The organism is Mesorhizobium sp. BR-1-1-10, assembly GCF_020165595.1.
GTDB classification, from domain to species: Bacteria; Pseudomonadota; Alphaproteobacteria; order Rhizobiales; family Rhizobiaceae; genus Mesorhizobium; species Mesorhizobium australicum.
In genome coordinates, this window is record NZ_JAIUIL010000001.1 from 1 (window position 1) to 14580 (window position 14580).

The window sequence follows — 14580 nt, forward strand, 5'->3', positions numbered from 1 at the left end:
GCACCCGTGGCTCCGGTATCGCCGGTTGCACCCGTGGCTCCGGTATCACCCGTTGCGCCAGTTGCTCCGTTGTCGCCGGTCGCGCCAGTCCCACCGGTTGAACCGGTGTCACCCGTTGCGCCAGTCGCACCGGTGTCGCCCGTAGCGCCGGTGGCACCTGTTGAGCCAGGATCCCCGGTCGCACCCGTGGCTCCGGTATCGCCGGTTGCACCCGTGGCTCCGGTATCGCCCGTTGCGCCAGTTGCTCCGTTGTCGCCGGTCGCGCCAGTCGCTCCAGTGTCGCCGGTCGCGCCAGTCGCACCCGTTGAACCTGTGGCGCCGGTGTCCCCAGTCGCACCGGTGTCGCCCGTAGCGCCGGTGGCACCCGTAGCGCCGCTGGCACCCGTTGAGCCAGGAGCACCGGTGGCTCCGGTATCGCCGGTTGCACCCGTGGCTCCGGTATCACCAGTTGCACCCGTGGCTCCGGTTGCACCAGTATCACCGGTGACGCCAGCGGCGCCGGTCGCTCCAGTCGAACCCACCGGGCCGGTCGCACCAGTAGGACCCGTGGCTCCACTCGAACCTGTGGCGCCTGTGGCGCCAGTCGAACCTGTAGCTCCAGTCGCACCGGTGGCGCCTGCGTTGCTGCTAGAAGAAACAGCTGTCAGCCTGAAGACACCATTTGAATTACTGGTGTCTGGGCTCGCAATCGTTCCCGCCCCTGAGGATGCAATTGTGAAGGTGCCCGCGTCTACAACGGTATAGCTCGAATTATTGTCATCGCTGCTGGTGGGAACCAGAGCTATAATATTATAACTCCCGCTTACCGGCACGTCTCCAATCATCTGAACAGAAGAAAAGTTACCTGTTGATGTTCTAGAAGGCAACGTAAAACTGCCTATAATAACGTCAGATGAATTTGTTATATAATATTGCACAGGGAACAGGCCTGACACCCCCATGGATGTGTCAAGCGAACCGGTAAGGGTGACCTCAAGACTTAGAATGGCGGCGAACCTTCTCACCCCCATTTCAGTTAAAGGCGGCATCACCCGTTCGCCATCAGACACAAGGTTCCACGCTCCGTTCAGCGCCTCGGCGCCCACGAGCCCTGCCGCGGCCATGGCCTCCGCGCCGGTCGCATCATGCAGCGCCTCGACAAACGTCTCGCCTGTCTGGCCCTTGCCCGTCTCGCAGCTCCATAGCCTGAAATCGCCGTCGACGCTCAGCGCCCTGCCGATCGCCGCGAAGTCATCCGCCGCATCCTCCAACATGTCGACTGACCAGTCGCCCGAGCTGAAATGCACTCGGCCTGGCGAGCCGTGGGCGACCACGTGCACGGCGACCAACCCGCTGCGCCCGTCCAGTGTCTCGGCAATCTGGCGCGCCGCCTGTCGGTGGCCGTCCAGCATGATCGCTTCTACCTCCGGCCGCAGGTTGGTCAGGATTGTCCCCAGATCCGGCGCGGAGGGGTCGACAAAGAGAATTTCAGAAACGCGGGCCATGGCGAGGTCCTTTTGACTCGAAGTCAGCTCACGAGAACGACAAAGGCCGGCAGTGCCGGCACTGCGAAATGGGAGTCTGGAGGATCCAGCGATCATCTAGCAGACGGTCCAAGCGCTCCGGTTGGCTCCGCGGAGGCGCTCACGCTCAGGATGCTGGAACGCTGGAAGTCGCCGGCGGCGTCGAATGTGCCGATGGCTAGCGAGGCTGTTGCGTTCGGCACCTTGACCGCCATGGACACGGGCATTGCCTTCGGCATCGCACTGGGCAACATGACCTGACCGACGATGGCCTTCTGGTTCATGTCGACGATGTAGTAGGTGACCGACCCGGCCATATTGCCGACCGGCAAGGTACCAGTAACCATCACCTCGGCGATCAGAATTCCCGCATAGATTCCCATGCCCACCTCCGTTAGCGGCGGCTGCGCCTCGGCGCCCTCCGTCCGCACGTTCAGTTCCCAGAATCCGCCGAGCACATGCGCACCGACGTTGTGCGACGCTGCCGCGACCGGCCTGCCGGCCGCCCGAGACAGCGAAACGATGAAATCAGATCCCTCAGCGCCGGCGCCCGCCCGGCAGCTCCACAGCCCGAGAGCGCCGCCTTCGTCGAGCGAGCCGCCGATCGTGGCGAGGTCGCCCGCCTCATCTGCCGGCGTCTGGGACGACCAGTCGCCAGCAGCAAAGGCGACCCGGCCAGGCGCGCCGTGCGCGATGATGTGGATCGCGCGCAGTTCCGAACGGTCTACCAGCGCCGCCGCCATCTGACGCGCCGCTGGCCGCCAGGCGTCGAGAACGATCGCCCCGATCTCCGGCCTCAGATGCCGGATGATTGCGCCGACATCGGATACGTTGGGATCAACGAAGAGGATTTCGGAGACGCCGTGGAGGGCGACGCCGGGGTCTCGAACAGGAGGCAGTCCGGCCTTGATCGAGGCAGTGGCCTGTTGAGGCACCTGGCGCCCAAGCTCCAATGCAGTGGAAGAACTCTCTCCAGCGCCGGACCGCCGGTTGACCCGACGCTTGTCCGAGCCGCGGGTTTCATTGCCCTGACTCTCGTGAGATCCGATGCGATACAAAACGCCCCCCCATCCCGGTGGCACTGCTTTGCCAGCGACAACTTGCGAGGGACCCGAACTGCATGCGAGGAACATCAATTTCGGAAAGACGTCGCCCGGGTGAAGTCGGCACGACGCCATGGTGGCAAGCAAACACCCTGTGCCTCTGACGCACAAAGTGGCCTCCCTCCCGACATTCTCCTAGCTTTGCAGATCTCCACGACCCGGCCGCCCTTCGGCTAGTCAGTGGCCCACTCTCGTTACCTAAACGTCTAGTAAATTGGAAATAATCTGGTTGTAAATGGATCAATTTATAATGGTAACTGCGAGTGGTAGATTTAATTTATTACGAAATCCAATTGGAATCCGTGACTTAGACACCTTACGTTGACACCACGGCAATCTCGTATACTCCAAAAGTTTGATGCCGACGATGGCTGGTATGAGCAAGCTCCTCCAAAAAGAGTATCCCTCTACGCCGGCGCAAACATTGGCTAACACGGCACGCGCCGGCATTTTCCAAGGAGTCGATTGCGACCGAAGTAGAAGAGCAGGCGATGAAATGAGTGATCATGCAAGAAGCTGAGACACCCAAAGCTTGGCGGGGCATGGTCCGCATCCGATTGCGCCTGCGGCTAGCTAGATTCAACAGCTGCTAGTCCATGGCCACCGGGACAATCGAGGGTCCCTTATACAGCCGCAATGCAAATATGGCGGCCTCTGTGCGCAATTATCCAAGGAGCGGGCAGTCGGAAAATGACAAACGGCGGGCGAATTTGTCTGAACATGATCGTCAAGAATGAGATGGCTAATCTCGAGCGCTGTCTTGGCGCGGTTGCGGAGCACATCAATTGCTGGGTCATTGGCGATACCGGCTCGACCGATGGAACCCAGGATTTCATCCGCAACTTCTTCGCCGCACGCAATCTGCCGGGCGAACTGCATGAGTTTCCTTTCTACAATTTCGGGCAAGCGCGCAATGCAGCACTCGACCACGCCTATGCCTCGCCACTTGCGTACGACTATCTCCTGTTCGACGATGCGGACATGCAGCTTGTTGTTGAAAACAAGGCATTTCGCGAGCGGCTCGATGCACCGGGCTATCGGTTCCTGCAACGGGCAGATTCGGGCCTTACCTATTGGAACACGCGCTTGGTCAAGCGCGATGTCGGCGCGCGCTACCATGGCGTAACCCACGAATATATCGACATACCCGGTGGCGCGAAGGAGCTTCGGGGGGTTTGGTATAAAGATCACGCCACAGGCTCGAACCGGGTCGACAAGTTCGAGCGGGACATCAAACTCCTGCTGGGCGCCCTCGAAAAGGATCCAGAGAACCATCGCTCCTGGTTCTATTTGGCGCAATCCTACCGCGACGCCGGGCGTACAGCCGAGGCTGCGGTCGCCTATGCCAAGCGTGCCGCGATGGGTGGCTGGGATGAGGAGGCCTGGAACGCCAGGCTGCAGGAGGCTCGCTGCCTGAAGAAGATGGGCGACGATGCCGGCTTCGTTCGACAGGCACTCGCCGCGTTCAACCAGCGACCGCATCGCGCCGAGCCCCTTTACGACCTTGCCCGTCATTATCGCGAAAAGGGTATGAACGATGCCAGCGTGCTTTTCTGTGAGGCCGGGCTGGCAATCGCGCGGCCCGAACAGGATATCCTTTTCATAGAGGATTCTGTCTATGCCACCGGCCTCCAGGAGGAATATTCGATCGTCGCGAATTACGCCCGCGATCCCGCTCGGAAGGATCGCGGCCGCGCGGCCTGCAACTGGCTTGCTCTGAACAGAGGGGCTGGCGACGGTCCCAGAGACCAGGCGTGGTCCAACACCTTCTTTTATGTGCAGCCCGCCCTGGCCCTGATGCCGTCCTTCAGTGCCCGTCCGCTGGGCTTCACGGCGCCGGACGGCTACCGGCCAACTAATCCGTCGGTGGCGAGAATAGGCAAGCAAATTGTGCTCGCCCAGCGGACCGTGAACTACACGATGACGGAAGATGAGCTGCAGTATGAAACAAACGGCGATGCAATCCGCACCCGGAATTTTCTGCTCCGATTGAGCGACGATTTGGACATTCAATCAGCAAGCGAGATTTTGCCGCCGGTCGACATGCCGGACCCTGTCTACAAAGGCGTACTTGGTTTCGAGGACCTGCGTCTGTTCGCGATAAATGGTGAACTCTGGGGCTCGGCGTGTGTGCGCGAGTTTTCGCAAGACGCGCTGTGCCAACAGATTATAGCGCGGATCGAGGAAAGTGGTTCCTGCCACCTTACTGACTGGCGCATTCTACATCCGGCGGGGCAGCGGATTCATCAGAAAAACTGGATGCCGCAAGTGGTGGCCAATCCGTCGGATATAGGCGGAGACGAGCTTCGCTTTATGTACCTATGCGACCCAACCCGAACCATCGACGATCAGGCCCGCACTCTCAGCGAAACCTTGCCCCCGATTGCGGCGCAACGATTCAGAGGTGGCAGCCAGCTCATAGCGTTCGACGGAGGATGGCTGTGCCTGATCCACGAGGTGCAATGGAGGCAACCGGAAAATCGACGTTACTATCTTCACCGCTTCGTATGGTTTGACAAACAGAACTCTCTACAGAAAGTGACCCGCCCGTTTTTCTTCAACAAAAAGGGCATCGAATTCGCAGCCGGCCTGGCCTGGCATCCTGATGAAAGTCGTTTGTTGATTTCGTACGGCGTAACCGACAGAGAGGCCTGGCTGGCAACCGTCGATGAGGCGGAAGTACGATTTGTGCTGGAGGACGTAAATATGCTGCGGTCCGGCGTCACCGACTTGCCCCAGATCTGATCAAGTACCGCCAACGGTAGAAGCGATATGCCGGAAGGGGTCAAAGTGTCTCTGACGATCGGCGCCAAGGTTGGATCATGAACCCGGCAAAGGGCCAACTTTATTACGCGGCGGCAATTGGTACTTGGCACCGTTGTGGCGGGATCAATCGCGGCGATGCTCAGGATCAACTCGGAGACCAGTCACGCCGCCATGCCGATAAACCCAAACGCCTCTTCTGCGACCCTTCTTAACGCTCCGATCGAGCTTGCCGGTGACTGGGGCCGCATGTTGGAGGGCGCGGCCACTCAGGTCATCAAACGTATGCGGCGCTCCTGCCTGACTGACGTCCGGCTTGTCTCCGATCGACAGCCAGCGCGCGTGCGCGTCGACTCGCATACCTCCGGCCAACCCGCGATCTGGCTGCACCCGGACGGAAGCAGCGTGGCATGGATCATCGTCGATATCGGCGAGCGAGACTGGTCGAAGCTCGCGTATCAGTTTGGCCATGAACTCGGCCATGTGTTTGCCAACAGTTGGCAAGCCGACGCCAAGCCCGCCGCACCCTGTCAATGGCTTGAGGAAGCCATGGTCGAAGCATTCTCATTGCGCGGCCTCGGACGTCTGGCGGAGGACTGGAGAAAACATCCCCCGTTCGTCGGCGATAACGCTTTCGGTGACGCCATCGCCCAATATTGCCAGAACATTGTTCGCGCCTACGCGACCCTTGCCGATGGTCAGGATCTCACCCGTGACGCCGCCGCTTGGTTCGCCGACAACCGGGGGGCGATCGAAATTCCCGGTCTTAATCCGTTCGCGCAGGCAATGAGCGTGACGATCCTCGCCGAATACGACCAGAACCCCGATTGCATAGAAGCGCTCGGCGCTCTCAACCGCTGGCGTGGCCGCAGCGGAATTCCCGTCGCTGAATATCTGCAGCGATGGAAAGAGAGCTGCGCGGAATTGCAAACCTCTCCGCATTTACCGCTCCGCTTAGGCGAGCTATTGGGGGTTATTACGCCCTGGTAAATAGATGGAGCACAAACCGCCATCAGCCCGGTTGGTTGGCAATATGGCCTGCATGTCCGACCTTTCCTGTTTTTAATTCGGGTAGGCCAGGTGCCAATCACGCTTCGCCTTCTACTCCTTCGTTATTCGTTTGGATGAATTCTACTCATATAATCAATAGCATATATGTCGACGTCGCCGGCGCGCAAATTTGAGGATCCTGCCGGTCAAGGCCCGGCGCCATAACCCCCAACCCCGCAGGCGCCGGGCCGCGCGCACTCACATAAGGCAGTCTGCGCAAGCGGCCCGACAGCCTGTTGGGGTACAATTTGTCCGACCGTCGGGCCTGACCGGCTCCGTGGGTGGCGTTGCCGGCTGGACGCAACAATAATATTAGCATCTTCGAATTAATACCTCACAAAGCCGTTTTCCCCGGCTTTGTGCCTCAGCGGCGAAGTGACTGCTCTCGCCCAGGCGATCACCGCGGTGGGTCGGCCGTCGTCCCCGGTCTTGCAGAGTTCGAACCGGTTCGCTCGATTGGGTAAATGTCGCTGCGCTATCAAACAAAAAAGAATTCACCCAGCGAAGTCACAGGAGTCCGAGCCGATACAGCGCGCTAACCGCACGCGGGCGAAAGATGGCACCGTAACGACCGGCCACCGGCTCACCCCAACTCTGCTTGTAGTCTTGCCCGGAGCCGAGATCGAACTGGCGATGCCCAACGCGTGCGGCCCATTCGATCGAAGCCTCCATTATGCGGACACCGACCCAAAAGCGGTCGTATTCGGGATCGCGGACGATGCATTGGCCGAGCACGACGCCGTCCTGACACATCAGGACGACGCCGGCTGTGCGCCGATCACCATCGAGCAGGTGCAAGGTGTGGAACTGGATTGGGCTGCCGGCGGTCTGCCGCTTCATGAAGGCGCGCCAGAACCGCAGACGATCCTCGGCAGCGACCGTCTCCTCGGCATCGTTGCCTTCCCACATGCGGCCCCATTGAGCGCAGCACCATTCCAGGTCGGTCTCGTCGTCGATGCGAAGCCGCATGAATTCGTCGCAGCGCTGGCGGGCCCGGCGCACATTCTTGCGATGATTGCGGCTCCAGCGCGCCTCATAGTCGCCCCGCAGATTGACGCTGTAGTTGTCCGGGGACCAGTAGGATCGCGGATTTAGCTCCACGACGCTCTTGTCGAGCCCCGCCTCAACCCGCACCTCGACGCCCAAGGCGTGCAGCGCCCGAGCAAGGGCGGCGGGAGAGGACGCAGGCGCGATCACGCCGGAAAGCGATTGATAGGCGACGGGCTCCCAGTATCGACGACGGCGACGCAGGGAAATGAGCGCGGTCGGGTGGCCATTCTCCGTCGCCAGGGCGTGGCGCTTGCGGGCGCTCGTGGGTCGGGTGAGCTCGCGATAAAGGTCGCGGTCGCAGCCGGGAATGGCCGGCAAGAAGCCCAGGGCCTGGTCGAGGGTCGAGTTCCAGGCGTCGAACCAGGCGATATGAACGCCCCGCGTCGTGAAGCGGGTGACTATGCGGGCAGTGGCGATCACAGCGGGCGCGGCGACATGGGCCATCGCGCGCTTCAAGCCCGAGCCGGCGGGGTTCGCCCGGGCGGTATCTGTGGCGTCAGAGCGACTCATCCCCGATTTCCCTGTGCCGTCCTTGCCTGTCGGCCATCCAAGCAATTGTTGAAAGAGGGCGGCCCGTCCCCCGTTGGCGGCAGATTACACAGCTTGCACCCCGCCCGGACGGCCCGCAATATTGCGTCCTTATGTTTCAACCATTGCGTGCCAAAATGTAGCGGGCGCGACCTTGTTGACGTGGCCGGGCGGATCACGTTTCGCCGACCGCGGGGCCTGGCGCGGCCGCCCGTCCCTGTTCGGCTTCTTCGCCCAGGAAGCCCCGGATGAGGAGGAGGGGGACGTGTAGGTGCACAGGCACCAAGGCCTGGGTCTTATTCAGCAGGTAGGCCAGTTCGGCGGCGAAGGGATGACGGGTCAAGCCCATCGCCAGGAACCAGAACATTGCGCCAAGCCCGCCGCCCAGAACCGCCTGCAAGACCGATATGTTCATGTCGAAGCCATTCAGCACGATGACGACGAGCGGGCCCAGCGCCGTGGCCAGTGTGGCGGTGGCGCTCGGCACCAGAGCCCACAGATATTCGCCAACGCTCAACTTCAGTCGCCGCATCAGGAACCAAAGGCCAGCGCCCACCTGGATCGGCGTGGTGGCGAAGATCGAGAGCGCCAGCGCGAAGGGGCCATGCTGGGCCGCCAGGATCATGATCAGGCTGGTCATCGGCAGGGAAATGATCCAGGCCTTGGCCGTGTCGCGGATCCCGCCGGCGGCGACCAAGGCCGGGAACATCAATGGGACGGGGAAGTAGAGCATCGTGGCCGCGGCCATCACCTGCACCAGCGGGATGGAGGTGTACCATTGCGGTCCCAGTATGGTGTGCACCAGGGGATGAGCGAAGAGGATGACCATCGCCAGGCCCGGCCAGTGGAACGCCGTCAGGCTGGCCGCGGCTCTGAGATAGGGCCCCTTGAGGGGATGACCCGTGCGCGCAAGGGCGGCGAACCCCGGCAGTGCCACCGCCGAGATCGCCGATATGACGAGACGGCTGGGCATTTCCGTGACCTGCTGGCCTCGGCTGTAGAGGCCGACATCCGTGGTGCCGCTGGCCCGACCCAGCATGAAGGTCGGAATGACCTCGCCGAGGCCGGTCAGGAGGCCGGTCGCGGTGTTGAATCCACCGAACGCCAGAATGTCGCGCCATTTGGTGAACTGGATGCGAAAGATGGACAGGTCCGGACGTATGAGAACGGCGAAGACGAAGGTGGAGAGCGGATAGCTCAGCGAGCCCCAGGCGAAGCTCATATAGCCGACACCCGTCATCACCAGAGCGGTGGTGGTGATGTTGCCGACCAGGGCCGAGCCGAGGTTTATGGCCGCGATACTCCAGAATTTCAGGTCGCGGCGAAGCAGAGCCACGATCGGCGAACCGATGCTGGAGAACAGATACCCAAAGGCCACAGTGCGGACAAAATTCTCCAGACGCGGTTCGTGCGCGAAGTCGGCGTAGAAGCCCGCCGTCACGACGAAGGCCGTCGTAAGGACGATGGCGACCACCAGCATCATGGTGAAGGAGGTGCGTATTTCCTCCTTGGAAAGCGTTTCGGCGTTGACGATGTAATTGGTCACGCCGAAGTCACGAAGACCCTCGGCGAGCGCGAGGATGCTGGCGCCAAGGAAGGCAGCGCCGATGTCGTTGGGGGTCAAAAGCCGCGACGAGACGTAGAGCGTCGCGAAATTGAGGATGAGGGTGGCGTACTTCTCGAAATAGACCGCGACCACCGCGCGCCGAACGTTTGCCATTTCTATCGCTCACCTTCGATGAGACTGGCCCGATGCAGGATCGCCACCATATCGCGCCCTTAAAACCGTGTGGCCTCGATCAGGGTCGAGGCGACCTTCTGTTGATCCTCGTCGGTCATCTGGGGGTAAAGCGGAAGGACGATGGCATGATCCTGGGCTGCCTCCGACTCCTGCAGAGACATGCGCAACGGTCGGGAGGCATAGACGTCCTCGCGGTGGGCACACATGATGCCGCGCCGTGTGGCGATACCGGCATCCAGCATAGCCTGCATGACGGTGTGCTGGTCGGCGGACTCCGGCAGACGGACGCAGAAGCTCTGCCAATTGGTTCGCACGTAGGAGGGTTCGCGCACCAGGCCCAGCCATTGCGCCTCGCCAAGCAATTCGGCGTAGCGAGCGGCCAGCGCGCGGCGGCGGACCACGATTCCGGGCAGGCGCTTAAGTTGCTCGCGGCCGACAGCGGCCTGGATGTCGGTCATGCGATAGTTGTAGCCGAGCACTGGGTGGCTCTCGAAGATCACCTGGGCCGAGCCGTGGCGGACTGTGTCGGGCACGCTCATTCCGTGCTGGCGCAACAGCTTGAATTTGGCGGCCCAGTCAGCGTGCTTCGTGGTCAACATACCGCCGTCGCCGGTGCTCATGATCTTGCGCGGATGGAAGGAGAAGCACGCCACGTCGCCGTGCACTTTGCCGACCTTCTCCCACCGCCCGTTCCAGAAGATCTCGCTGCCGCTGGCGCAGGCCGCATCCTCGATCACGGGCAAGCCCTTGGACTTGGCGATATCGACGACCGCGGCCATGTCGCAGGGCAAGCCCATCTGGTGGACGATCAGGATCGCCCTAGTCTTGGCCGAAAGCGCTCGCTCGATCAGGGCCGGGTCGATGTTGTAAGTGGCCGGATCGATGTCGACGAAGACCGGGATCGCGCCGCAATAGGCAACGGAATTAGCCGTGGCGATGTAGGAGTGGCTAACCGTGACCACCTCATGGCCGGGCATCACCCCGGCGGCCAGCAGGGCCAGATGCAGCGCTGTGGTGCAGTTCGAGACGGCCGCAGCGTGCGGCGCGCCGGTGAAGGTGGCGAACTCCGTCTCGAAGGCCGCGACCTCCGGGCCCTGCGTGACCCAGCCGGACAGGATGACGCGGCGCGCCGCCTCGGCCTCGGCCCCATCCATCGTGGGCTTGATGATCGGAATCATGTGAGGACCTCAGCTGAACGAAGTTGTATCTCGGCGTGAGAAGTTGCAGTCGTCGTATCACGATAAAGCCGGTCGCTCACCTTCTCCTATTGTGGGATACGGCAGGAACGGCCAACGAGCCGGGCGTAGTGGAATAAGTGACGTCGCCGTTCTAACTCGGCAGCTCCGCCTGAATCTGTCGTGCAGAGCGCAGGAACTGTAAGGAACGCGCCCTTCCTGACTACCAGGCCGAACATGAGGACACTTAACTGCAGGGGGTCGACGGCACGACGCCCGCAGAGGGGTCTAAGCCGGGCCGATCACCTCGAGGCAGAGCTGTAGGAGACGAGGTCCCGGTGCCCTCTGGGAGTTTCGCAAAAACAGAGAGATAGAGCTTTTCGCCGTTGCGGTGAAACGCTGAACGCCCGCCGCCTCGCGCGACATTGGAGCTGGATCTGCCGAGTCCGGCACCATTGCGCTGGGGCAGGCAATATTGGACCCAACGCTTTGACGGGTGACCCCAAATGTGTAGGGCCTCCCGGTAGCTCAATGTATGGCCAGAGCACCGTCCTTTAGACGTATAGGTTAACGCTGACAGCGAGGGGTTCAGCAATATGACCTAGCCGTGAGTGGCTCCACAGGGATCTGGCATGAATACTGCTTAAACCAGCTTACTAGGCAATAATTGGGGATTTTCCAAATGCGGGTAAACACTCAGCCAAGCCGAAGAGCAGGCTTGTCAAAATGCATATTTTGCGAGCCAATCCATGTCAGGGATGTGCAGACCAACCAAAATGGAGACGTTATAATCTCCATAACGGCCGATGATATTTATACGAAGAACTCAAAGCAGCGCTACGAGATAATATTGACCGACGAAGAAGTCGGCATTCTTAACGCTGCTACGCGGTGACTCGCCGTCTGCAGATACGGATCCACGGACGGGCCGACTGATACGCCGGAGCCGGCGGCGCTGCCAATGTGGCACAGGCCCCGCTGCTCCATTTTGGGACGGCGCGGCATCATCAATGAAGCCTAACTAGGCGCTGCCGCTATGACGTCAGCGGGCCTTCGTTGTGGCCTTGCCCCTTGCTGGGGCGCTAGTTCGGCAGACTCTAACGCGCGCTTTGGCCGCTGGACAACACGTGCCCGGCAGCGCCCGGTGCTAGAAGGGCTCGCCACGTCGGCCCGATCAGGGGCGGCCGCCTAAAGAAGATCATCAATCTAAAGTTGGCGCGATGGAGCCCTGGAAGGTAGCGCGTTCAAAGCCTACGCCTTCTAGTCGAATTGATGTGACGAACAGTTAGGCGTCTATAATCGCGAAAGTCCGACCGCCCCAGGCGTGGGCATGGCTGGGTTGCGGAGCATCGGCTCGAGTATTGATCTATGGCAACGATATATCAGGGTGCGATTTTCGCCGTTCAGCCGTCGCGGACCATGGTCCGGCCGGCGGAAGACCGTATCGCCGGCTTCGACGGCGTGCGCGCGATCGCGGTACTGATGGTCTTCATCAGCCACAAGACGACGCTGCCCCATCACGATTCCTATGGCTCCGTCGGCGTCTGGCTCTTTCTCGTGCTCAGCGGCATGCTCATCTCCTCAATCCTGTCGGAGATGCGCGGAAAGGTCGAAGCCGGGACGCAGTCGAAATGGCGCTCGATGGGTGACTTCTATCTGCGCCGCAGCCTGCGCATTTTCCCGCTCTATTATGCCTGTCTGGGTGTTTTCGCGCTGGCTTCGCTGTTCACCTCATTCGTTGGATTCTCGCGCATGGAAGCGACGATCTACGCCCTCTACGGCACCAACATCTATATCGCGATGACGCCGACTGGGGACCACGGCCATTTCGGTCACCTCTGGTCGCTGTCGGCGGAAGAACAGTTCTATCTGCTCTTCGCGCCGATCCTGCTGTTCACCCCGCGCAAATACCTGCTTCGGATTTGCGTCGGATTCATGCTCGCCGGCGCGGCCATGCTGGCTTGGCTAGTGTCCGTGCGGACCCACCCGAACGCCATCCACGTCGATCCGCTGATCGCTTTCGGCATGCTCGGCGTCGGCGGCTTCGTCGCCTCCTTGAAAAACCTCAAACCGCGCGCCTGGCTGGTGAGTGCGCAAGCCCAGGCGGCGGCTGGCCTGACCCTGATCGCGATCCCGCTGGTGTTCGGCTATTACCGAGACACATGGAACGTCTGGGGACCATTGACCTGCACGGTTGCCGGCCTGTTTCTGTTCCAGATCGCCCGCAACCAGCAGACTCCAGTCGTGGCTTTCCTCAACTTATGGCCTCTGCGCTCGCTCGGCCGGGTGAGCTATGCCTTCTACATCCTGCACCAGTTCGTCCATTTCTACGAAGTCCAAGCGGTGTTCCATAAGCTGCACATGAACATTGACGGGCCGCCTATCGTGCAACTGGCCGTGGAGCTGTTCATCACGGTCGCGCTGGCGACGCTCTCCTGGCATTTCTTCGAACGGCCGCTCCTACGGTTGGGGGCTAGATTGACCGCGCGGGAGGGCGCCGAGGCCAGCAGCGCAGCCGCCGCCTTGTCCCCGGGACGGCAAGCGGCCACGCGGTAGAGGCGGGCGGAGCTTCGGCCAATGCGACTCGACAACGAACGCCGCATCAGGGGTTTCGATGGCCTGCGCGCGATCGCCTTCATCTTCGTGTTCATAAGCCACAAGTTCCATCAAGGGACGTATGCATCCCTTGGCGGCGACGGGGTAATGCTCTTCTTCGCACTCAGCGGCCTCTTGATCACCCGTATCCTGACTCGCACGCGGGTGGCGGTCGAGGCGGGCGAGACGACGAAGCTGGCAGGTCTTGGCCGCTTCTATCTTCGGCGTTCGGCCAGGATATTCCCCGTCTACTACGCGACGATCGGCTTCTTCCTGATCGCGTCGCTGTTCGTTCATTTCGACGGCTTCGAAGGCGGCGCGCGCCTGGCCATGCTGCTCTACGCCACGAACATCTATGTGTTGACGACCGGCCACTGGGTGGGCCACTTCAACCACTTCTGGACGCTGGCGATCGAAGAGCAATTTTATCTATTGTTTGCACCGTTGCTGCTGTTCACCCACAGCAAGGCCGCCGGACACATCTGCGTTGCATTCGTAGTTGTGGGTCTCTTCACTCAGGCGGGCCTCGAATGGGCCGGAGTGTCAGCGAAGGTCATCGGCCTGAATCCCATGACCGGCTTTGGTTATCTTGCTTTGGGCGGTCTGGCAGGACTGAACCTCGACCGGCGAGTGCCGGCATGGCTGGTTTCCACGCCGGCCCAGGCCATCGCCGCGCTCACCCTTCTCATCGTGCCCCTCACTATCCTTAAGGACGAGATCATCTGGCGCGTCTATGCGCCGGCAGTCGCAGCTACAGCCGCGCTTCTGGTCCTCCAGATAGCGGGGAACCAGGCCTCGCGTTTCGTCGCCCTTTTGGAGACCTGGCCCCTGCGCAACCTGGGACGCATCAGCTACGGTTGTTACGTTTTCCACGAGTTTATTCATTTCTACAACGTCGAGGCAGCGGCCCGGAAGTTCGGCGTCGTATTCCAAGCGTCGGATTGGATCTCGGCTCCCATCGAGCTTGTTTTGACCATAGGCCTGGCGACCTTTTCCTGGCAATTCTTTGAACGACCCATCATGGCCTGGGCCCATCGGCCGACGCAGAAAGCGGCGCCTGCCGCTGCCTGAGC

Annotated in this window: 9 protein-coding genes; 4 read left to right on the plus strand and 5 right to left on the minus strand. The window is 61.2% G+C overall.

Going from position 1 to position 14580, the window contains the following annotated elements:
- Positions 1-1484: DUF4347 domain-containing protein (locus tag LB555_RS00005; protein ID WP_224682071.1), on the minus strand; the 1484-nt coding region annotated here is incomplete at its 3' end.
- A gap of 92 nt (positions 1485-1576) precedes the next feature.
- Entirely contained in the window at positions 1577-2437 is an 861-nt protein-coding gene (locus tag LB555_RS00010) for a DUF4347 domain-containing protein (protein ID WP_224682072.1), read from the minus strand.
- Between the two features lie 888 nt (positions 2438-3325).
- On the opposite strand from LB555_RS00010, the gene LB555_RS00015 reads away from it, so the two are divergent.
- Together LB555_RS00015 and LB555_RS00020 are read left to right on the plus strand one after the other, a co-directional pair.
- Positions 3326-5350, plus strand: coding sequence for a tetratricopeptide repeat protein (locus LB555_RS00015; RefSeq protein WP_224682073.1), 2025 nt, complete (start codon positions 3326-3328; stop codon positions 5348-5350).
- Between the two features lie 156 nt (positions 5351-5506).
- The gene (locus tag LB555_RS00020; protein WP_224682074.1) at positions 5507-6358 is read left to right on the plus strand and encodes a hypothetical protein; all 852 of its coding nucleotides are present in this window, start codon (positions 5507-5509) and stop codon (positions 6356-6358) included.
- A gap of 567 nt (positions 6359-6925) precedes the next feature.
- Here LB555_RS00020 and LB555_RS00025 read toward each other — a convergent pair.
- From LB555_RS00025 to LB555_RS00035, 3 genes are all read right to left on the minus strand, one after another.
- Positions 6926-7978 (minus strand): GNAT family N-acetyltransferase, encoded by a 1053-nt coding sequence (locus LB555_RS00025; RefSeq protein WP_140877026.1) that lies wholly within the window; start codon positions 7976-7978, stop codon positions 6926-6928.
- Between the two features lie 193 nt (positions 7979-8171).
- Complete coding sequence (locus tag LB555_RS00030) at positions 8172-9716, minus strand: oligosaccharide flippase family protein (protein WP_140793341.1); 1545 nt, start codon at positions 9714-9716, stop codon at positions 8172-8174.
- Between the two features lie 59 nt (positions 9717-9775).
- A complete protein-coding gene (locus tag LB555_RS00035; RefSeq protein ID WP_140793339.1) occupies positions 9776-10915 on the minus strand; it encodes a DegT/DnrJ/EryC1/StrS family aminotransferase in 1140 nt (379 codons plus the stop codon).
- A 1365-nt stretch (positions 10916-12280) separates the two neighbouring features.
- Here LB555_RS00035 and LB555_RS00040 point away from each other — a divergent pair.
- Positions 12281-13468 carry an acyltransferase family protein gene (locus LB555_RS00040; protein ID WP_140877024.1) on the plus strand — a complete coding sequence of 396 codons (1188 nt, stop codon included), beginning with the start codon at positions 12281-12283 and terminating at the stop codon, positions 13466-13468.
- Positions 13469-13489: 21 nt separating this feature from the next.
- Entirely contained in the window at positions 13490-14578 is a 1089-nt protein-coding gene (locus LB555_RS00045) for an acyltransferase family protein (protein ID WP_140877022.1), read from the plus strand.
- The last annotated feature ends 2 nt before the right edge of the window (positions 14579-14580 follow it).

What these genes read in the sequence shown, in the direction of transcription:
- LB555_RS00020 (WP_224682074.1), top strand. Translation starts at nt 5,507, where the DNA reads ATGCTCAGGATCAACTCGGAGACCAGTCACGCCGCCATGCCGATAAAC.
- LB555_RS00025 (WP_140877026.1), bottom strand. Translation starts at nt 7,978, where the DNA reads ATGAGTCGCTCTGACGCCACAGATACCGCCCGGGCGAACCCCGCCGGC.
- LB555_RS00040 (WP_140877024.1), top strand. Translation starts at nt 12,281, where the DNA reads ATGGCAACGATATATCAGGGTGCGATTTTCGCCGTTCAGCCGTCGCGG.
- LB555_RS00035 (WP_140793339.1), bottom strand. Translation starts at nt 10,915, where the DNA reads ATGATTCCGATCATCAAGCCCACGATGGATGGGGCCGAGGCCGAGGCG.
- LB555_RS00015 (WP_224682073.1), top strand. Translation starts at nt 3,326, where the DNA reads ATGATCGTCAAGAATGAGATGGCTAATCTCGAGCGCTGTCTTGGCGCG.
- LB555_RS00030 (WP_140793341.1), bottom strand. Translation starts at nt 9,716, where the DNA reads ATGGCAAACGTTCGGCGCGCGGTGGTCGCGGTCTATTTCGAGAAGTAC.
- LB555_RS00045 (WP_140877022.1), top strand. Translation starts at nt 13,490, where the DNA reads ATGCGACTCGACAACGAACGCCGCATCAGGGGTTTCGATGGCCTGCGC.